Source organism: Nitrosovibrio sp. Nv6, from assembly GCF_900110495.1.
Taxonomy (GTDB): domain Bacteria; phylum Pseudomonadota; class Gammaproteobacteria; order Burkholderiales; family Nitrosomonadaceae; genus Nitrosospira.
In genome coordinates, this window is record NZ_FODX01000001.1 from 874169 (window position 1) to 893572 (window position 19404).

20 protein-coding genes are annotated in these 19404 nt (G+C 52.7%); 8 read left to right on the plus strand and 12 right to left on the minus strand.

Annotated features, from left to right (window positions below; translation table 11 throughout):
* Window positions 1-50: 50 nt before the first annotated feature.
* The 3 genes from proB (at window position 51) to BMX66_RS04150 (ending at window position 2414) form a co-directional block, all read left to right on the plus strand.
* Window positions 51-1169 (plus strand): glutamate 5-kinase, encoded by a 1119-nt coding sequence (proB, locus tag BMX66_RS04140; RefSeq protein ID WP_090878625.1) that lies wholly within the window; start codon window positions 51-53, stop codon window positions 1167-1169.
* Between the two features lie 54 nt (window positions 1170-1223).
* Window positions 1224-1556, plus strand: coding sequence for a protein tyrosine phosphatase family protein (locus BMX66_RS04145; RefSeq protein WP_090878627.1), 333 nt, complete (start codon window positions 1224-1226; stop codon window positions 1554-1556).
* A 108-nt stretch (window positions 1557-1664) separates the two neighbouring features.
* Entirely contained in the window at window positions 1665-2414 is a 750-nt protein-coding gene (locus tag BMX66_RS04150; RefSeq protein WP_090878629.1) for an MBL fold metallo-hydrolase, read from the plus strand.
* A 35-nt stretch (window positions 2415-2449) separates the two neighbouring features.
* Here the strand turns inward: BMX66_RS04150 and BMX66_RS04155 are convergent, their stop codons facing one another.
* The 4 genes from BMX66_RS04155 to BMX66_RS04170 form a co-directional block, all read right to left on the minus strand.
* A complete protein-coding gene (locus tag BMX66_RS04155) occupies window positions 2450-2968 on the minus strand; it encodes a CNP1-like family protein (protein ID WP_090878631.1) in 519 nt (172 codons plus the stop codon).
* 6 nt (window positions 2969-2974) lie between these two features.
* Window positions 2975-3565 (minus strand): DUF3501 family protein, encoded by a 591-nt coding sequence (locus BMX66_RS04160; RefSeq protein WP_090878633.1) that lies wholly within the window; start codon window positions 3563-3565, stop codon window positions 2975-2977.
* 87 nt (window positions 3566-3652) lie between these two features.
* Entirely contained in the window at window positions 3653-4981 is a 1329-nt protein-coding gene (locus BMX66_RS04165; protein ID WP_090878635.1) for a heterodisulfide reductase-related iron-sulfur binding cluster, read from the minus strand.
* Between the two features lie 239 nt (window positions 4982-5220).
* Window positions 5221-5640, minus strand: a complete 420-nt coding sequence (locus tag BMX66_RS04170) for a rubrerythrin family protein (protein ID WP_090878637.1) — start codon at window positions 5638-5640, stop codon at window positions 5221-5223.
* A 493-nt stretch (window positions 5641-6133) separates the two neighbouring features.
* On the opposite strand from BMX66_RS04170, the gene BMX66_RS04175 reads away from it, so the two are divergent.
* Window positions 6134-6622, plus strand: a complete 489-nt coding sequence (locus BMX66_RS04175) for a phosphatidylglycerophosphatase A family protein (RefSeq protein WP_090878639.1) — start codon at window positions 6134-6136, stop codon at window positions 6620-6622.
* 333 nt (window positions 6623-6955) lie between these two features.
* Here the strand turns inward: BMX66_RS04175 and BMX66_RS04180 are convergent, their stop codons facing one another.
* From BMX66_RS04180 to BMX66_RS04190, 3 genes are all read right to left on the minus strand, one after another.
* Window positions 6956-7414 (minus strand): hypothetical protein, encoded by a 459-nt coding sequence (locus BMX66_RS04180; protein WP_090878641.1) that lies wholly within the window; start codon window positions 7412-7414, stop codon window positions 6956-6958.
* Window positions 7415-7825: 411 nt separating this feature from the next.
* The gene (locus tag BMX66_RS04185) at window positions 7826-8776 is read right to left on the minus strand and encodes a D-2-hydroxyacid dehydrogenase (protein WP_090878643.1); all 951 of its coding nucleotides are present in this window, start codon (window positions 8774-8776) and stop codon (window positions 7826-7828) included.
* 83 nt (window positions 8777-8859) lie between these two features.
* Complete coding sequence (locus BMX66_RS04190; RefSeq protein WP_090878645.1) at window positions 8860-9768, minus strand: DMT family transporter; 909 nt, start codon at window positions 9766-9768, stop codon at window positions 8860-8862.
* A gap of 86 nt (window positions 9769-9854) precedes the next feature.
* Here BMX66_RS04190 and dapC point away from each other — a divergent pair, with 86 nt between their 5' ends.
* The 3 genes from dapC (at window position 9855) to dapE (ending at window position 13321) form a co-directional block, all read left to right on the plus strand.
* Window positions 9855-11048, plus strand: coding sequence for a succinyldiaminopimelate transaminase (gene dapC / locus BMX66_RS04195; RefSeq protein ID WP_090878647.1), 1194 nt, complete (start codon window positions 9855-9857; stop codon window positions 11046-11048).
* Window positions 11049-11085: 37 nt separating this feature from the next.
* Complete coding sequence (dapD, locus tag BMX66_RS04200; protein WP_090878649.1) at window positions 11086-11907, plus strand: 2,3,4,5-tetrahydropyridine-2,6-dicarboxylate N-succinyltransferase; 822 nt, start codon at window positions 11086-11088, stop codon at window positions 11905-11907.
* Between the two features lie 280 nt (window positions 11908-12187).
* Entirely contained in the window at window positions 12188-13321 is a 1134-nt protein-coding gene (dapE, locus tag BMX66_RS04205) for a succinyl-diaminopimelate desuccinylase (RefSeq protein WP_090878651.1), read from the plus strand.
* Window positions 13322-13466: 145 nt separating this feature from the next.
* Here the strand turns inward: dapE and BMX66_RS04210 are convergent, their stop codons facing one another.
* A complete protein-coding gene (locus BMX66_RS04210; RefSeq protein ID WP_090878653.1) occupies window positions 13467-13901 on the minus strand; it encodes a hypothetical protein in 435 nt (144 codons plus the stop codon).
* A 560-nt stretch (window positions 13902-14461) separates the two neighbouring features.
* Here BMX66_RS04210 and prmB point away from each other — a divergent pair.
* Window positions 14462-15358 carry a 50S ribosomal protein L3 N(5)-glutamine methyltransferase gene (gene prmB / locus BMX66_RS04215; protein ID WP_090878655.1) on the plus strand — a complete coding sequence of 299 codons (897 nt, stop codon included), beginning with the start codon at window positions 14462-14464 and terminating at the stop codon, window positions 15356-15358.
* Window positions 15359-15585: 227 nt separating this feature from the next.
* Here the strand turns inward: prmB and rluB are convergent, their stop codons facing one another.
* The 4 genes from rluB to dnaX form a co-directional block, all read right to left on the minus strand.
* The gene (rluB, locus tag BMX66_RS04220) at window positions 15586-16488 is read right to left on the minus strand and encodes a 23S rRNA pseudouridine(2605) synthase RluB (RefSeq protein ID WP_090878657.1); all 903 of its coding nucleotides are present in this window, start codon (window positions 16486-16488) and stop codon (window positions 15586-15588) included.
* Window positions 16489-16649: 161 nt separating this feature from the next.
* Complete coding sequence (gene recR / locus BMX66_RS04225; RefSeq protein ID WP_090878659.1) at window positions 16650-17249, minus strand: recombination mediator RecR; 600 nt, start codon at window positions 17247-17249, stop codon at window positions 16650-16652.
* A gap of 114 nt (window positions 17250-17363) precedes the next feature.
* A complete protein-coding gene (locus BMX66_RS04230; protein WP_177168745.1) occupies window positions 17364-17687 on the minus strand; it encodes a YbaB/EbfC family nucleoid-associated protein in 324 nt (107 codons plus the stop codon).
* Window positions 17688-17701: 14 nt separating this feature from the next.
* Window positions 17702-19384 (minus strand): DNA polymerase III subunit gamma/tau, encoded by a 1683-nt coding sequence (gene dnaX / locus BMX66_RS04235; RefSeq protein WP_090879843.1) that lies wholly within the window; start codon window positions 19382-19384, stop codon window positions 17702-17704.
* Between the last annotated feature and the right edge of the window lie 20 nt (window positions 19385-19404).

Genomic DNA, 19404 nt, shown 5'->3' on the forward strand with positions numbered 1-19404 from the left:
GTATGCAGAAGCCAGAGCGTGAGCCGCGTACTCATCGTGCAGAATCAGATATGGAACCTATCTTAAAACAGTCGGGCCGAATCGTTATCAAGGTTGGCAGCAGTCTCGTCACCAACCAGGGACAGGGGCTTGACCACGCCGCGCTCGCACGCTGGGCTGAGCAGATTGCCCAACTCAAGAAAATGGGCAAGGAGGTCGTGCTGGTCTCTTCAGGCGCAATAGCAGAAGGCATGCAGCGCCTGAAATGGAAAAAACGCCCTCATGCACTGCACGAGCTACAGGCCGCTGCCGCAGTCGGGCAGATGGGGCTGGTACAGGCTTATGAAAGCTGTTTTCGCCGCCACGAAATGCATGCAGCGCAGATACTGCTCACCCACGAGGACTTGTCCGACCGAAAGCGGTATCTTAACGCCCGCTCGACACTGATCACACTGCTAAGCCTGAATGTAATTCCAGTCATCAATGAAAACGACACGGTAGCAACCGATGAAATCCGTTTTGGCGATAACGATACCCTCGCCGCATTGGTAACCAATCTGATAGAGGCGGATGCACTGGTGATTCTCACGGATCAAGGTGGATTATTTACTGCCGATCCGCGCAAGGACATGCAGGCTAGACTGGTGGAGGAAGCCAGGGCTGGTGATCCTGCGATCGAAGCCATGGCAGGCGGCGCCGGAAGCGATATAGGCCGCGGCGGCATGCTGACCAAGGTAATGGCCGCCAAACGCGCCGCTCGCAGCGGCGCCCACACCGTGATCGCGTCTGGACATGAGACTGACGTCCTGATTCGTCTCGCTCAGGGAGAGATGATTGGCACGCAACTGCTGGCGGAAACCATGACGCTGGCCGCCCGCAAGCAATGGCTTGCGGATCACCTCCAAATACGCGGAAATGTCATGCTGGACGAAGGAGCGGTGGAAGCACTTGCGGGCGGCGGCAAAAGCCTTCTGTCGATAGGCGTGGTAAACGTCAGCGGTAATTTCGAACGTGGAGAGGTCGTTGGCTGCCTTGATCCCCGCGGAAAAGAAATCGCGCGGGGCCTCGTTAATTACAATGCTGCGGAAACCCGGCGAATTCTGCGGCGAGCAAGCACCGAAATCGAGGCTATCCTGGGTTACATAGGGGAACCCGAGCTCATCCATAGGGATAACCTGGTTCTGCTGTAAGGAACACTGACGTAGAATATTTACGTTGTCTGATATTACTCTGAGGAATTTTCAATGAAGCCGCTCACTACGATTGATAATAATTTTTCGACCAGTCCGCAGATCAGCACTGAAGATCTGATTGAGATCAAAGCGGCCGGTTTCAAGAGCGTGATTTGCAACCGGCCGGATAATGAGGATGGCGGCACGCATCCGGATCACAATCTACTCGAGTCGGAAGCAAAAAAACTGGGCCTCGAATTCGGTTACCTGCCGGTCGTGCCAGGACAGATAAATGACGCGCACGTCGCTCAATTCAAAATGCTTGTCAGCGAACTGCCGGGCCCCATCCTTGGGTATTGCCGCCTGGGAATGCGCTCGAAGACGCTTTATGAGCGAGCGCGGTGAGAAAGTAGAATCCGGGGTGCAAGACAGGGATGGGCCACGGGCTGCTGCCGCTGTTTCCACTTCGCGTTCATACTGCGCGGCGGCAATAACAGGATAAGAAGGGGCGCAATGATATTTCGCCAGCTATTCGAGCCTTTATCCAGCACTTACACCTATCTGCTTGGGTGCGAGGAAACCGGGCAGGCCTTGTTGATTGATCCGGTAATTACTTCATTGGAGCGCGATCTGGGCGAGGTACAACGCCTTGGGCTGACATTGGCCTATAGTGTGGAAACGCATATCCACGCAGATCACATCACCGCGGCGCTCGAGCTGAAAAAGCAGGCAGGCAGCAGAATCGCCGGGCCTGCTTTCGACCGGCTACCCTGCACGGATTTTGGCATCGAAGAAGGCAAGCTCCTCCAGATAGGGAGCATAACATTGCAGCCGCTGCACACGCCCGGGCATACCGATGGACACTTTGCTTACCTATGCAATGAACGGGTATTTACCGGGGATGCTTTACTCATCGATGGATGCGGCCGCACCGACTTCCAGAACGGGGATGCGAGAACCTTGTTCAAGAGCGTAAGGGAAAAACTGTTTTCCTTGCCGGATGACTATCTGGTATATCCCGCGCATGACTATAACGACAAACGGGTTTCCTCCATTGCGCAGGAAAAGAAGCGTAATCCCCGCTTGGGAATCAGCCATACTCTGGAGGAATTCGAGCAGATCATGGCAAACCTCGATTTGCCGCCGCCGAAGTTTATCGATTACGCCGTGCCGGGGAACCGGCAATGCGGGATTTGCCCGAATGACCTGCCAAATAATCTGCAAGACTATTGTCTACACATAACCGAAAGTCTGCAGGGGTAACTCGGGGATGAGGCCTGGCCTCCACTCATCTATACCTAATACCGAACCGCCCTAGGGTGGACGCCCGCTTTCAATGCATCAATAGCCTCATCCGCATCCTTCACCATGTGGAAGCCCAGCGGACAGAAAAAATACCTGTAGAGTGCGCGCTGGGCGTAGTTCTGGGCAATATTTTCGAGATCAACCCATTTCGACAGCCTTGCCCGCATCCAGGTTTCGTCGTTACGGCCAAAGGCGTAGGTTCTCTTTTCGGCAGTCTGGCAGCGTATTCCCTCATAGCTCACGTTCATCGCCCCCGCGGGTGACTTGACCACGAGGGTGAAGCGTATCACGCCGTCCTCTCCCACCGTAATGGATGGGGCGTCGACGTAATGAAGATTTGTGCTGACCGGGCCGGCATCGAACTGCAGCAGATTTTCCTCCTTGGGATAGGCAGGCAGCTGTGCCTGCAGCTCGACCCAGGGTCTCTCGTGATCAAATTCATACTCGAATTTTTGTTGCTGGGCATAAACGACAGCGGGCAAGAAACATAGCAATACAAGGAATCTGCTCATTACGTATCAATCCACCGTGAGGTCTTTAACCAAAGCGTTGCGCACCGCCTCAGCCACTTCTTCAGCCGGAACTTCATAGGCGCGGTGGTCGATGCCCATGCTCAGGGGCGCATCCCGGCGCAGCGCCTTTATCATGTCTGGAGCCAGTTCGAACCGTAAGAAGTGGATCGAGGAGGTTTTTTCTTCGGTTTCCCGCTCGAGATCCTCATCAGCAATCGCATAAACCGGATCAGAGCCATTCACTTTAACCCAAACCCTGTCCTCTATGCCGATCAATTCCGCCAGCTTCGCGGCGCGCTCAATCGGGTCCGGATACTCGATCATCATGGTCGCCTTCCAGTTCGTGCCATCCGGAACGAGGGGGCCGTATGAGTCGAGCTCATCGATTATGCCTTCTTCATCAAAAATCTTTTCGACCCGCAACATTTCCTGAATTTGATACCGTACCGTCAATTCATCCTCGAAAATGAGCGTTACATTTTCTCCCAGATGAACCTTGCGGTTTTTTTTATGCGCCATCACCTTGGCGCGGAATTCCTGCCGCGCTTTGGAATAAGCTTCCAGGGTCATCAGACTGTCGCGGGTAATCTTAGGCATGATGTTTTACTGTGATAATGTGATAAGCAGGATAAAAGGCAAATTTCGACTGCGTCGATTGCTCGCCCAGCCGTTCAGTCAAGTGCTTCAGTCAAGTCCATAAGCAATCCGGATGAGCGTCAACGGATGCTGTTTCTGCGCCATGGTTTCACCCATGCCTTGCTGAATGTGGCGCCCTGCTATGGCGCAATCGGAACTGATGTAGTCAGGGTCGGGCGCCGCCATTTGCCTGAACACGGGTTTGCCGATTTTCATGGAATCGGCAAAATATTCGCTTTTTACGCCCCAGGTGCCGTCGTGGCCGGAGCAGCGCTCCACCACGCTCACTTTTGTATCCGGAATCAACTGGAGCAGGTCCCTGGTCTTCTGCCCGATATTTTGCACCCTCAAATGGCAGGGAATATGGTACGAAACCTTGCCCAGGGATTTTTTGAAATCAGTCTTCAACAGGCCGTCCCGATTCCGTAGCATGAGGTATTCAAATGGATCGAACATTGCCGCCGCCACCGCTTCCACATCCTCATCTCCAGGAAACATGAGCGGCAATTCCTGCTTGTACATGAGCGTGCATGATGGCACAGGCGTAAGTATTGCATAGCCGTCTCTGGCGAGTTTTGCCAGCGGAGGAATATTCCTGTTTTTAAGTTCCTTCACCGCACCCAGATCGCCCAGTTCCAGCTTTGGCATTCCACAACAGGCTTCCTTTTCCACCAGGCATACCGGAATTTCATTGTGATCAAGTATTTTCAATAAATCGTGGCCTATGCCAGGTTCGTTATAGTTGACGTAGCAGGTGGAATAAATTGCCGCTTTGCCCGATGTGCGGGCGCCATCACGAACTTCATGTGATGAATTGATCCGGGCATTCGGACGGAATTTATGGCTATCGTAGTCCGGCAGTTTCCGCTCCCGGTGAATACCAAGCGCATTATCCATCAGCTTGCGGGCAGCAGGCGCCTTGTTAATGGCATTTACCGCCTGCACCACTACTGGAATACTGGCAAGCTTGCCGACAGCATCGGTACTGGAAAGCAGCTTATCGCGGAAACGAACATTACCCTTTTTATACTTCACCGCTTTGGCGCGCAGCATCAGGTGCGGGAAGTCAACATTCCATGGATGCGGGGGAACGTAAGGGCATTTTGACATGAAACACATGTCGCAGAGATAACAACGGTCAGCTACCTCCCAGTATTGTGTCTTCTCCACCCCATCCAGTTCACCGGTCGTTCCCTCATCGATGAGATCAAACAACCGCGGAAACGCCGTGCACAGGTTTACGCAACGGCGGCAACCATGGCAGATATCAAAGACGCGCTCCATCTCGCTGAATAGCAAGGGCTCGTCATAAAAATCCGGGTTCTCCCAGTCGATCGGATGACGCTTTGGCGGCTCCAGGCTGCCTTCTTGGGCCATGGCTATATGAAAATGGATAGAGAAATAAAACAGGAACTCGGAGTAGTCAGAGTAGTAAAGCAACCGGGTCGAATCAAGGCATTCAACCGGGTCATAAAAGTACCATGAATCTCGTCATTCCGGGCTTGACCCGGAATCCAGCCCAGTAGGGTGTGCTTTGAACGTTCTGGATACCCGCTTCCGCGGGTATGACATTTGTACTGTTTGCTCGCCGAATCAAGTACTCATTCCAGCTGACACTACTCGATCAGATTATCCAATACCTTCTGGAAACGGTTGGCGTGTGACCGCTCGGCCTTGCCCAGGGTCTCGAACCAGTCCGCGATTTCATCGAAACCCTCCTCCCGCGCAGACTTGGCCATACCAGGATACATATCGGTATATTCATGCGTTTCGCCGGCTATGGCTGTTTGCAGATTGGCTCGAGATGAACCGAAAGGCATACCCGTGGCCGGATCACCACAAGTTTCCAGATATTCCAGATGACCATGGGCATGCCCCGTTTCCCCTTCAGCCGTAGTCCGGAATATGTTTGCCACATCGTCCTGACCTTCAACAGCCGCCTTGTTTGCGAAATAGAGATAACGGCGGTTGGCCTGAGATTCTCCGGCAAAAGCTGCTTTCAAGTTTTCTTCGGTTTTCGATCCTTTGAGTTCCATGTATTTCCTCCTGTTAGTTCAAGTTGCCAATGGTCAAACTGATCAGGCTTTCGCGGGACTACCCAGATCCCGGTAGGCCGAAATCGTGTGAAACAAGCTGCCTGATGTCAGCCAGCTAAACCATATGAGACTATCGAAGGAGACTTGACTTGTCAACCGCCCGGCTGGCGTGCCTTATTACGCCGGGTTATTATCGATAACATATTTGTTATCAACGTCTGTCGATCATGCTCATTCCATCGCGGCCGGTAACAGAGCATCAAGATTCAGTGATATTTAGCCTTTTTTGCCTTCTTACGGGATCAATCAAAAATCAAATCGCTATCTATTGAGAGAATTTTGGGAGGTTTAAGCTATCTCTCACTAGGGCTGGACGACCTTAGTGAGAGATGCAGATCTGTGGGTGATTAAGGAATTTCATCCGACCACGGCATGCCTGTAATATGGTTCCGGGTTACCATCAACAGAAGTATTCCTGTATAGGATGTAGTTTATGAGCGAGGGCATTACCTGGTTCGCGATGGGATTTGGCCTGGGAGAATCTCCTGTGCTTCCTGGCACTGTTGGAGCCATGCCCGGCGTCCTGCTGGCTTGGGTAATCCTCCGCTGGCCTTGGTGGATACAACTGTTCGCAGCCGTGTGCCTGATCATACTTGCCGTACCAGTGTGCGATATCGCGTCCCGCACGCTGGAAGATATGGATGACAAAAGGATCGTAGCCGATGAATTCCTAGGATTCCCGGTTGCCGTGATAGGCCATGCAATAGCAAGCAAACCCCTGGTGCTGGGCGCCGTCTTCCTCATTAGCCGCATCCTCGATGGTCTCAAACCGCCTCCTGCCGCCCAAGCCGAAAGCATTCCAGGAGGGCTGGGAATAGTGCTGGACGATCTTGCAGCCAATTTATACACTTGGCTGCTGCTTGCCTGCATTACCTGGATATACCCCCGCTGGGAACGAACTAAGACAGCCCGGCGGCGGTAACGCTTCTGAAAAAATTGTCGATTTTCGCTTCCTGCTGTCACGGGCCGCGCCAGCCGCGTCCCTCGGTTCGCTCTGTCTGTCATTACCTCTGATCCTCAAGCCCGTCGCTTGCGACCGCAGTTCGCTTGAAATCCCAACCCCTGGCGCGAGCCGACGCCTCGCCGCACGAATGCCCTCAAACAAGCGCCCCCGGTCAGTCCTCTGCGAAAGGGCACTTGTGGGGGATAAACATTCAGTAGGGCCAGATACACAGTCATGTATAGGATATTGCATCATGACCGCCACGGTTAAGGTAAATGATGCGAAAAAACTGTTGCTCGTGAGTACCGGGAACTACTTTGCGCAGGAAAGCGTCAGCGATCGGATGTTTTCAAAAAGTCCGAGTTTTTTATCAAGCTTGGGCGCGCGTTGACCCTGTTCAAAAGTCGCAACTTTATCTTTGAAGAACTCATTGTCATAGACCGTTAGAGTCGCATCCGGCCCCACGACAAGGCTTTCATATTTACGACCCCAATCGAAATCCCCCACACGCGCCTTGGGAACGTCGATCGGCCCTGCCAGTAAAAGTACATCACCCTTGTAGTTCTCACTTGGATAAAGTCGCGCCCAGCATCCGCCCGCACGCTGCGAGTCGATTGCAAAAATCGGTGGCACTAACATGATAATCGGCGCCAGGGCATCGTTCTTGTCTTTGTTTTTGGATGGGTCCTGTTCCTGAGCGGTGGCTGCTGTGTTTATCCCAATTGCGAGCACAAATGTCAGCAAAGCTGCCAATAATCCCTTTTTTTTCATTTTTCATCTCCTGATTTCGGTTGATGCCGACTTTAAATCTAGATAATATCCGGTGAGAAAAGGATAGTATGTGGCGTGACGCACATAAAACCTTGATCTGAATCCTGCCGCGCGTACCGCTCTCGACGCTTGGCTCTGGATATGTGAATCTTGTATCTAGTATCAAGCCGAAGGGCGAGATGCCGAAGCAAGTTGGATTCAGCGTGGCACATAAATGATGGCCGAGTAGCCAGAGCTTCATGTCCAAGCAGTTTCGCAGGATCAAAACCTTCGGATTCCCATCTCGGTGATTGTCGCGAACCATCTCTGTAACTCTTGAATAGATCCCCGATGAGCGAATTAGCGCAACGCGACAGGCTGGAAAGCGGAATTTTCGTTACAGCCGCTCATGGGTCCAAAGCCAGTTCTTGATCAGGTGACCAGATTCTGCGGCTTACCCGCCACCCAGGCCTCGATATTGTCGACCAGCTGGTCAGCGAGAAATTGCATTGCCTCGGCTGCGGCCCAGGCTATATGTGGCGTCAGGATGAAATTGGGGCGGTGCAGGTCGAGCAAGGGATTGCCATTCGTCGGCGGTTCGGTAGTGAGCACGTCAAAACCGGCGCCGGCGATAAGACCTTCGTCCAGCGCCTGAACCAGCGCCGCCTCATTGACCAATCCGCCGCGCGCCGTATTGATCAGAAGTGCGCTGCGCTTCATCTTTCGCAGTTCATCGATGCCGATCATGTCTCGCGTTGCGGCGGACAATGGACAGTGCAGCGAGAGTACATCCGATTCGGCAAGCACTTGATCGAGCGGCGTAAGTACCACGTCCTTTTTCTTGGATGACGCGTGATACGCGAACAGCACGCGCATGCCGAAGCCGCGTGCAATGGCCGCGGTGCCGCGTCCAATGGCGCCTTCGCCGATAATGCCCATGGTCGCGCCGAACAACTCGCCAATCTCATGCGTGAACAAGCAGAATTGCTCCGATTTCTGCCACGCTCCCTGCTCAATTTCCTGCCGGTACGCCAACAAATTCCTGCGTAACGCGAGCACCATTGCGAACACATGCTCCGGCACCGTGTGGATTGCATAATTGCGGATATTCGCCACGGCAATGCCGCGCTTTCGGCAGGCCGCAATATCGATGGCGTCATATCCCGTTGCGGCGATGGCGACCATTTTCAGCCTTGGTAATTGTGCGAGAATTTCCTCGCTCAATCCAACTTTGTTGATAATTGCGATCGTTGCGCGCTGCAGCTGCGACACGATCTGATCGGGACCGGTTTGGGCATATTCTTCGTAAGTATGTTCGAAATTCGGCCGGCGCACCTCCACCTTCAGCGAATCCCGTTCCAGAAACACTACGTTATGGCTCATGTTCATCTGCTCTCTTTCAGGTCTGTGAGAAGCCGATACGGCAATTGCAATTTGTTACTTACGAGGGCCAGCAGGGCAACTTCCTACTCTCGATTCATCTTCGCGGAAAGCAGACTGGCCGAAACGATCATCGCGCCGCCAAGCCATTCTCTCAGCGCCATTACCTCGTCAGTCAGAAAATACGCCGCAACCGCCGCCGCGACCAGTTCGACCAGCATAATCACAATAGCCCGATTCGCGGGAGTATGCGTGAGACCATATTGCACAATCACGCTCAGCGCAAATACTATCAGCCCCACGCCCATCAGGAGCAGAAACGTATTGGCGGAGACATCGCTCAAAACAGGCAGGTCTGCCAGAAAGAGGCTGTAACCGAATGCTATCAGTGCAACTCCGATCCACACCGCCACCGATTTCAACTGAACATTGTGATATTGGTCTTTGCGGCTCAGTACGTTCGAGAGTGCGAATGTGAAGCCGGCTGACAACCCCATCCAGTCACCGTAGGAGGAATGCAACGAGACACCATTATCGGGCTGCCACAGCATTATTATCGCCCCGGCTAGCGAAAAAGCGATAACCAGATACCCATGCAGGCTCAACACCTCGTTCAACAGGACGCGTGCAAATACGATAGTCCACAGCGGCGCGAGATAGAATAGCAGCAAGACCCGCATGATTTCACCGTGGATCACGCCAAGCACGTAAGCCAGATTGGTCCAGCCAGCGAACAACGCTATACCGAGCAACAAATGGAATCCGCCACCATGCATCTGCGTTTTCCACAGGTGCTTCCGAAATAAGACCAACCCCAGCAGCAAGGCCATAACATAGGTGATCACGGTTGCAACCGGCCCGCTTATCCCGGCTTGTTCCAGTAATCGATACGGATACCACAGCAGGCCCCAGATAACAGCCCCAATGAGCAGAGCTGCCACCGGCAAGATGTTTTGGCCGTTTTGCTCATTTTGTTTATTTTGATTGGTTGGCAAGACGCCTGCCCTTTATAATCCTGCTTCGATCAATGACTCAACCTCGGGAATAATGGTTTCAGTACCAGCCTTCTCCAGCCTTTAAATTGAATCCTAATCTCGACCGCCTGCAGCCCTACCCCTTCCAGAAGCTCAACAAGTTGTTCGAGGGAATCGAGCCGGAGCCGGCTTTTTCTTCCATCAATCTACACATTGGCGAGCCCAAACACGCAACACCCGACTTCATTCGCCAGGTTCTAACGGACAACCTCGCGAAAATGGCCCACTATCCCACCACGGCTGGAGCAAGGTCGCTGCGTACAAGTATCGGAACGTGGTTGATGCGACGCTATCAGTTGTCTGGGATCGATCCCGACACGCAGATTCTGCCCGTTAACGGGAGCCGAGAAGCACTGTTCTCTTTTGCCCAGGCAGTGATTGATCCGTCATTTTCAGAAGCCATTGTAGTTTGTCCGAACCCGTTTTATCAGATATACGAAGGCGCGGCCTTGTTGGCAGGGGCCATGCCTTATTTCCTGAATACGCTTCCACAAAATAATTTTGTACTCAACTATGCGCAACTGCCCGAGGTTGTATGGTCGCGCACACAACTTGTGTATGTCTGTTCTCCGGCCAATCCTACTGGCAGAGTAATGTCGAAGGATGAGTGGCGGCAGTTGTTCGAGCTTTCAGATCGTCATGGCTTTATTATTGCCTCGGACGAGTGCTACGCGGAAATTTATTTCGACGAAAACGTGCGGCCCCTTGGCGCGCTTGAAGCTGCCCATCATTTTGGCCGCAGCGGCTTTTCCCGGCTTGTCGTATTCAGCAGCCTCTCGAAAAGATCCAATGTGCCAGGCATGCGTTCAGGATTTGTTGCAGGCGATGCGGCGATACTGAAACAATTCCTGCTCTATCGCACCTACCATGGCAGCGCCATGAATCCCGCAGTGCAGGCGGCCAGCGAGGCGGCATGGGACGACGAGCTTCATGTTATCGAGAACCGCCGCCTTTACCGGGAGAAATTTGCCGCGGTGATTGAGTTGCTGAGGGGAACGTTGCAAGTTTCCATGCCTGACGCAGCCTTTTACTTGTGGATAAAAACGCCGATTAGTGACATCGAGTTCGCCCGCCAGCTCTATCGTGATTATAATGTAAAGGTTTTGCCGGGCAGTTATCTGGCGCGGTATGCGCATGGGATTAATCCTGGCGAAAATTTCGTTCGCATCGCCTTGGTCGCACCGTTGGCGGAATGCGTAGCGGCGGTCGAGCGGATAAAAATGCTGGTATCTTCTCTATAGCGACGGAATCAGATTAACCGGAATTCAAAGGAAAACCATGGATCAGCTCCAAAGCACCATTGAAGAAGCATTCGAACGCCGTGCCGAAATTACCCCGCGTAATGTCGAGGCCAAGCTCAAGGAATCCGTTACACAGGTGCTCGAAATGCTCGACAGCGGCAAACTGCGGGTGGCGGAAAAAACCGGCGGCGAGTGGAAGACACATCAATGGATCAAAAAAGCCGTGTTGCTTTCCTTTCGCATGGAGGATAACAGCTTTATCAAGGGTGGCTTTTCCAATTATTTCGATAAGGTGCCCTCCAAATTTGCGGATTACAGTTCCAAGGATTTTCGTAACGGCGGCTTTCGGGTCGTACCTCCCGCAGCAGTGCGAAAGGGCTCGTTCATTGCCAGCAATGTTGTTCTGATGCCCTCATACGTCAATATTGGGGCTTATGTTGATGAAGGCGCGATGGTCGATACCTGGGCTACTGTGGGGTCCTGCGCCCAGATCGGTAAAAATGTACATCTTTCGGGCGGTGTGGGGATAGGCGGCGTGCTTGAACCCGTGCAGGCGAATCCAACTATCATTGAAGATAACTGTTTCATTGGCGCGCGTTCCGAAATTGTCGAGGGAGTGGTTGTTGGGGAGAATTCGGTCATTTCCATGGGCGTCTACATTGGCCAGAGCACCAAGATTTATCACCGGGGAACCGGCGAAATAACCTATGGCAGTATTCCGCCCGGATCAGTAGTGGTTTCTGGAAACCTGCCTTCTTCAGATGGAAAATACAGCCTTTATTGCGCAGTCATCGTAAAGCAGGTGGATGCGAAAACCCGTGCAAAAACCGGCATCAACGAACTGCTGCGCGGGATTTAACCGGCGAATTGACATTTTTCTCGGCAGTCTTGCGCCTCTATCCCCCTCTATCCCTATTGCTTACTTGACAGACAAAACATCATGAATCTCGTCATTCCGGGCTTGACCCGGAATCCAGTCCCATCAGGGATTGCGTGCTTAACACGCCACCGGATACCCGCTTACGCGGGTATGACAGCTATAGGGTTGCACGGGGTTGCCCAGCGAATCAATGGCCGACCAGCGGACGGTATTTCGATCTCCCTCTCATCCGGAATCAGTTTCTTTTCAGGAAATATCAATGCATAACGACACACTGGCTCTCGCACAGGCCCTGATCGCCCGCCGGTCACTGACCCCCTTCGATAACGGCTGCCAGGAAATTCTGATTAACCGTCTCGAAAAAATCGGTTTCAACATTGAAAGAATACGCTGCGGCGAGGTCGATAATCTGTGGGCACGGCGGGGAACCGGCGCTCCACTGCTGTGCTTCGCCGGCCATACTGATGTCGTGCCAACCGGGCCACTCGAAAAATGGGAAAGTGATCCATTCGATCCGGTGATTCGGAATGGCAGGCTTTACGGCCGAGGCGCGGCTGACATGAAAGGGTCGATTGCGGCGTTCATAACGGCAATAGAAGCTTTTGTTGCCGAACACTCCGACCACGGTGGCTCGATTGCGTTGCTTATTACCTCGGATGAGGAAGGCGTGGCCGTGGACGGCACCGTCAGGGTGGTGGAAGCCCTCAGAGCGCGTAACGAACGCATCGATTATTGCATCGTCGGTGAACCGACCTGCGTGGACAAACTTGGCGATACGATTAAAAACGGCAGACGCGGCTCCTTATCCGGCACGTTGACCGTGAGGGGCATACAGGGCCATATTGCGTATCCTCATCTGGCAAAAAATCCGATACATCTGGCGGCCCCGGCCATTGCCGAACTGGCGCGAACCGAATGGGACGAGGGCAACGAATATTTTCCGGCCACCACCTGGCAGATTTCCAATATTACCGGAGGCACTGGCGCCACTAACGTTATTCCGGGCGAAGTCACGATGCTGTTCAATTTTCGTTTCTCCACCGCCAGCACGGTTGAATCGCTGCAAGCCAGAGTACATGAAATTCTTAATCGGCAAAAACTGGATTACCACCTACTATGGGAATCCCCTGGCAAGCCATACCTCACTCCCAGAGGTAATCTGGTCGAAGCGGTAAGCCGCGCAATCAGAACTGTGACACGAATCGAGCCCCAACTTTCGACATCGGGCGGAACCTCCGATGGGCGTTTCATTGCCGACATCTGCCTCCAAGTAGTGGAAATGGGTCCGCGCAACGCCACGATTCACAAGCTCAATGAATACGTGGAAGTAGAGGATCTGGAACAGCTGCCGCAAATTTACCGACTGGTACTGGAGGATTTGTTATTGAAATGACGCTGCTCTCCGACTCATGGGAGGAGTCGACAAGTATAGAGACCACCGGCAGCATAAAAATTTAAGATGCATAATAGCTCCGTTCACGCGATGTCTATCCGTGAATGGAGCGAGGAATAACCCCGATTATGGATGCGCTCCATTTTCAGGTGATAAGAAGGCGAGCAGTTCCTTCAAGAACCAGGGTATCGTAGGTGTCGACTTGCAGTCCGTTAGGATTACCGCCGGGTCCGGTAAAAGGGGTTTGATGCGTTGTAACTATCGCGATGGTCTCTACAGGATGTTCGTTTTCTCCTTCGGGCAAATAGATCGTCGGTAACACCAGAGTCAGGTAAATCACGTGAGAATCGGGAACCTGTTCAATCAAGACCGTTATCAGTTTACCGAATTTCACCTCAAGTATATCGATCTCATCTCCTCTGAACTCGCGGTTGCGGCTCTCATCTTCCTCATCCTTGTAGGTAAATAACGGTTCCCCTGGGAAGCTGGTAGTCGCAAAGTAAATTTGCTTATTTTCGCCTCGCAACGTGAAATCGTTTGGTTGCCGTCCTTGCGTAGCTGTAGTTGGACCGTTCGTCATTTCAACACTCCTTTCAGTTGATTGTTGATCGTGCTTCCCGCGTTAAACGATGACTTCTAAATGCGGTGGGACAATTCCCTTGGTAAAATTACCTCGGATCATAGCCACCGTGACTATGAATCCTGAGTCAGGAACCGGGATCGGGTCTCCTGTTGGTCACTTACCTACTGCGTCTTTTAGCGCTTCGCCGAAATCAAAATTGTATGACCACCTGTGACTTTACTCATGTTTGTTCCTCGCAGGCGATGAATCGATGGAGTCGAAGATATATCTGTATGTCGTCTTGAGCCCACAGATCCGACACAATTAACTGTAGGCGCGAGTGCCAGGGTCATCTGTGCGAAAACGAACATTTCCTGGGGCAGCGCTATCTGTAATTGAAGCGCGCTTCTATTCTATTTCCGCGATTTTTATTCCCTTCGTGAATGGTTTCATCAAAACATCAAGGAAGATCCGACGCGAGCGGTTTATGATGCATGCTGTACCGTTTCTCGATGCACTGCAGCCTTGCCGCAGCTATAAGGGGCCAAGAAATTAGATTTATAACTGGAAAAAGATCGATGTTTAACCAGGCCAAAACCCAACTCCATACTATTCGCGACGTGCTACGCTTTGCGGTAAGCCGTTTTAACGAAGCTGGTCTTTTTTTTGGCCATGGCTCAGCCTCGGCGTACGACGAGGCGGTTTATCTCATTCTCCACACCCTGCACCTTCCGCTCGATCGGCTGGAACCTTTCCTCGATGCGCGCCTCACCGCTGAAGAATTGGAGCAGGTATTGGGGATAATCAAACGCCGCACAGTTGAAAAAATTCCTGCCGCCTACCTTACCAAAGAGGCATGGCTTGGAGACTTCGGTTTTTACGTGGACGAGCGCGTAATCGTCCCGCGCTCCTTCATTGCGGAGCTGCTGAGAAACCGGCTCGTTCCCTGGGTCGAAGAACCGGATGACGTCAAGTCCGCGCTTGATCTTTGCACTGGTTCCGGATGCCTTGCCATATTGCTTGCTCATGCCTTCCCCAACGCCATGGTAGACGCCGTAGACATTTCGCATGAGGCGCTCTGTGTCGCGCGGAAGAACGTAGCGGATTACAACCTGGAGGATAGAATCAATATTATTCAATCCGATCTATTTTCCGGATTGTCAGGCCGGCGCTACGATCTTGTCATCAGCAATCCGCCTTATGTCAGCGCAGCATCGATGGCGGCACTCCCCGAGGAGTATCGCCACGAGCCCGATAATGCTCTGGCAAGCGGCAAAGATGGGCTGGAGGCAACGCGAGCAATCCTCCACGAAGCAGCCAGCCATTTAACCGATGAGGGAATGCTAGTGGTCGAAATCGGCCATAATCGGGATGCTTTGGAACAAGCCTTTCCCAAAACCCCTTTTACCTGGCTCGAAACCAGCGCTGGGGACAAATTTGTTTTCCTGCTGAAACGAGATCAGCTTCCTCGATAGGTACCCGGGAGTTAGCGTGAATCAGGTCATGAATACAGAAACGTCATACCCGGGGGACCGGGTATTCAAGAGGTGCGAGCGCCCCATTCATTGATTGGTTTTGAGCTGGATTCCGGGTCAAAGCCCGGAATGACGAATGATTTGGACGGATTCCGGTTCAAACCGGAATAGTAAACTGTTTAGCTGATTTCGGATCAACCGGTGGAACCAATTTGCATACTGCGGAATTAATAACCGACCAACTCCAGGAGCCGCTTTATCTCGGCCTCGTCCAACTCCATCCATTTTCCGCGTTTCAAGCGTGGGGGCAGGTTTATCGGACCGAAGCGAACTCGCATCAGTCGGCTTACTGTCATCCCCACCTTTTCAAACATGCGGCGTACTTCGCGATTCCTGCCTTCCTTCAATATCACGCGATACCAGTGGTTGGAACCCTCCCCACCTTCATCCGACAGGTAATCGAATTTTGCCGGGCCGTCTTCCAGCTCCACCCCTGTAGTCAATCGTTCCGCTACTTCCGGAGTCAGACGACCCATAATCCGCACCGCATACTCGCGCTCGACTTCGAAGCGCGGGTGCATCAGCCGGTTCGCCAATTCGCCGTCAGTGGTAAAAATCAGCAGTCCGCTGGTGTTGTAATCCAATCGACCGATAGCTATCCATTTGGATGACCGCAGTTGCGGCAGCTTATCGAATACTGAAGGACGGTCTTGAGGATCATCGCGGCTGACTATTTCCCCTTCCGGCTTGTGATAAAGCATGACCCGCGGCAGACGGCCACTGGACTTGAAATGAATGGTGCGTTTCCCCACCCGAACAATATCTTCGGGCCCAACGCGGTCGCCTATGCCCGCAATCTTTCCGTTGATGGTTGCCTGTCCGGCAGCGATCAATTCCTCCATTTCACGGCGCGAGCCCAACCCGGCTTGCGCCAGAAGTTTATGCAGTTTTTGGGTTATAGCCCGCCCAGACGCGGAGCCGGCATTGGTGCCGGCTGCAGCAGGGATTTTTTTCTTTATTGGTCCAGGCGACGATGGTGATTTCAGCGAAGGCGTTGCCGATTTTCGCGGCTTCAATGATTTGGAGTGTGGCTTGGAGTGCTTCGGGGACTTCGGTAGGCTGGCTTTCATCTGAGTCTCACTTCAAGCTTTGCAATGTCTACGTTTATAGCCCGGCAACGAATAATACAAACGTAATACCGGTGAAAGCCTGTACAGTGGCATACAAAACACGTCAGGGTTGATTTGAACTGGATTCCGGGCTCAAGCCAGGAATGACGATAAAATAATTTCTAAATCTCTCTCCGCTCGAACACGGCCTGCGCCAGTGTACCGCTATCCACGTGTTCCAGCTCGCCGCCGACCGGCAGTCCGCGCGCAATGCGAGTGATTTTCAGGCTCTTATCATTACTTAGCAGCTCGCTGATATAGTGAGCGGTCGCCTCGCCTTCCACCGTGAAATTGGTAGCCAGCACAACTTCCCTTACTACACCGTCCTGAGCCCGCTTCACCAGCCGATCAAGATGAATTTCCCTGGGACCGATACCATCCAATGGCGAAAGTCTGCCCATCAGCACGAAATACATACCCTTGTAACAGTGGGCCTGCTCCATCATCAGCAGATCGGCGGGCATCTCAACTACACATAGCGATGCCGCGTCGCGCCGTTGGGAGCGGCACAACTCGCATATTATGTCTTCGGTGAAGTTATTACATTTCTCGCAATGCCTGATATGCCCCAACGCATAATCAAGCGAATTGGCAAGGCGCTGCGCGCCGGCGTGATCACGCTGCAACAGGTGATAGGCCATGCGTTGGGCTGATCTGGGACCCACGCCCGGCAGGCAGCGTAAAGCATCGATCAGATCATCGAGGCTGGTTGGCGCTTTCACTTAAGCGAAACAAAGAAATACACTTAAACGCGGATATCCTGTGTGGTGGAAAATAGACGTTGCCGGTGCAGGGAACGTAGGGCCACTGGAACGGGTTATATCTTCCAGATAAAACTAAAATGGCAGTTTCATCCCTGGCGGCAAAGACAGCCCGGAGGTGAAGCCCGCCATTTTTTCCTGAGTGGTTGATTCCACCCGCCTCACAGCGTCGTTTACCGCAGCGGCAATCAGATCTTCCAGCATATCCTTATCATCGCCAATGAGGCTGCTGTCAATGTTGACGCGCTTCACGTCATAGCGGCAAGTCATCACTACTTTGACCATTCCGGCGCCGGATTGCCCTTCCACTTCTATCGAGGCCAGTTTTTCCTGCATGTCTTTCATGTTTTCCTGCATTTGCTGAGCCTGTTTCATCAGATTGCCCAAACCGCCTTTCATCATTTTTTCCTCCGCTATTGAATGGGTTTGATCGAAGAAACGATCAGTTTTGCATCGAAATGCTCCACCATGTCCCGAACAAACGGGTCTGATTCGATGGCCGCAACCGCTTGGGACTGCCTCTCCCGCTTTTCACGATCCTCCAGCTCCGCGGCTGTATGACCTGTGACGATCCCGACCGAGAACTTCAGCCGAACCGGCTTGCCCAGGTGTTCCCTCAGCGCAGCTTGCATTCTCTCCTGATAGGCTTTATCCAGCAGGTGCTTATGTATCTCCGGCACACAAAATTCGATTTCGTTCGGTGAAACATTCTTCACTTCACAGTGTTGAGCCAGCATTTTCGTCATGCCGCTCAACTTTAACTGGTTTACCATCGCCACCCAGTCGCTACTGAACGAGTTTATGTCAGCGTCCGGTTCCTCAATTGTTTCTGATGCCGCTGCAATCTCTACTGTCCTGTGTGTATTTGGTATTTTTTGTGTATTTGGTATCTCCACGGTCGGCCCGGCCTTTGCGCTCTCCGCAGCCCGTGAAGTCTTTGGGACTGAGGGCGAGGGGAGATTTATCCTTGCCTCGGGCCTCCCCTCCGCTTCCGATACGTTCGATATGCTCTCCGGCATGAAAGCCAGCATTCGCATCAGCGCCATCGTGAAACCGGCGTACTCATCCGGCGCCCGGCTCAAGTCATCCCTGCCCTGTATGGCGATCTGATAGAACAACTGAATATCTTCCGGCATGAATATTTTCGCCAGTGCGAAAACCTCCTCGCGCTCCGGGGTATCCTCTCCGATGGCTTCCGGCACGATTTGCGCCAGAGCAAGACGATGTAATAACGTTGCCAGATCCTGTAACGCCGCATCAAATGATAGACTGCGGGTCTCCATCGCATCGGCAATCGCCAGCATGCGGGCGCCTTCTTTTTGTGCGAGCGCATACAACAGATCATAAAGATAGCTCTGATCAATAGCACCGAGCATGTCGCGCACCCCGGTTTCTTCTATCTTGCCCTCTCCGAAAGCAATCGCCTGATCCAGAATGCTCAAGGCGTCACGCATACTTCCCTGCGCAGAACGCGCCAGCAACTGTAACGATGCCGCATCGCAACTTATATGCTCCTGTTCCAGCACATGCTTGAGATGCGCAGCGATCAGCGGCAGCGGAATCTGCTTCAGGTTGAATTGCAGACAACGAGATAGAACGGTTACGGGAATCTTCTGCGGATCTGTGGTGGCGAGGATGAATTTGACGTGTTCCGGCGGCTCTTCCAGGGTCTTCAGCATGGCATTGAAAGCCGATTTGGAGAGCATGTGTACTTCATCAATAATATAAATTTTGTAGCGGGCTACTGTAGGGGCGTAGAGTGCGTTTTCCAGCAGTTCACGCATCTTTTCCACTTGCGTATTTGAAGCGGCATCCATCTCGATCAAATCCACGAAACGGCCACAGTCAATTTCGGTACAGGCGGTGCATCCGCCGCAAGGTGCTGGCGTAACGCCTGTCTGACAGTTGAGAGCCTTGGCTAAAATACGCGCAATAGTCGTCTTGCCGATGCCGCGTGTGCCGGTAAACAGATATGCATGATGCAACCGCCTTTGTTCAAGCGCATTGGTAAGCGCTCTTACCACGTGATCCTGTCCGGTCAGTTCGGAAAAGCGCTTTGGGCGCCATTTGCGGGCAAGAACCTGAGTCTGGGACACGATATTGAACAACAACTATT

Bases quoted from the DNA above. Each gene is read 5' to 3' on its own strand.
- proB (WP_090878625.1), top strand. From the start codon at position 51: ATGGAACCTATCTTAAAACAGTCGGGCCGAATCGTTATCAAGGTTGGC.
- BMX66_RS04145 (WP_090878627.1), top strand. From the start codon at position 1,224: ATGAAGCCGCTCACTACGATTGATAATAATTTTTCGACCAGTCCGCAG.
- BMX66_RS04150 (WP_090878629.1), top strand. From the start codon at position 1,665: ATGATATTTCGCCAGCTATTCGAGCCTTTATCCAGCACTTACACCTAT.
- BMX66_RS04155 (WP_090878631.1), bottom strand. From the start codon at position 2,968: ATGAGCAGATTCCTTGTATTGCTATGTTTCTTGCCCGCTGTCGTTTAT.
- BMX66_RS04160 (WP_090878633.1), bottom strand. From the start codon at position 3,565: ATGCCTAAGATTACCCGCGACAGTCTGATGACCCTGGAAGCTTATTCC.
- BMX66_RS04165 (WP_090878635.1), bottom strand. From the start codon at position 4,981: ATGGCCCAAGAAGGCAGCCTGGAGCCGCCAAAGCGTCATCCGATCGAC.
- BMX66_RS04170 (WP_090878637.1), bottom strand. From the start codon at position 5,640: ATGGAACTCAAAGGATCGAAAACCGAAGAAAACTTGAAAGCAGCTTTT.
- BMX66_RS04175 (WP_090878639.1), top strand. From the start codon at position 6,134: ATGAGCGAGGGCATTACCTGGTTCGCGATGGGATTTGGCCTGGGAGAA.
- BMX66_RS04180 (WP_090878641.1), bottom strand. From the start codon at position 7,414: ATGAAAAAAAAGGGATTATTGGCAGCTTTGCTGACATTTGTGCTCGCA.
- BMX66_RS04185 (WP_090878643.1), bottom strand. From the start codon at position 8,776: ATGAGCCATAACGTAGTGTTTCTGGAACGGGATTCGCTGAAGGTGGAG.
- dapD (WP_090878649.1), top strand. From the start codon at position 11,086: ATGGATCAGCTCCAAAGCACCATTGAAGAAGCATTCGAACGCCGTGCC.
- dapE (WP_090878651.1), top strand. From the start codon at position 12,188: ATGCATAACGACACACTGGCTCTCGCACAGGCCCTGATCGCCCGCCGG.
- BMX66_RS04210 (WP_090878653.1), bottom strand. From the start codon at position 13,901: ATGACGAACGGTCCAACTACAGCTACGCAAGGACGGCAACCAAACGAT.
- prmB (WP_090878655.1), top strand. From the start codon at position 14,462: ATGTTTAACCAGGCCAAAACCCAACTCCATACTATTCGCGACGTGCTA.
- rluB (WP_090878657.1), bottom strand. From the start codon at position 16,488: ATGAAAGCCAGCCTACCGAAGTCCCCGAAGCACTCCAAGCCACACTCC.
- BMX66_RS04230 (WP_177168745.1), bottom strand. From the start codon at position 17,687: ATGAAAGGCGGTTTGGGCAATCTGATGAAACAGGCTCAGCAAATGCAG.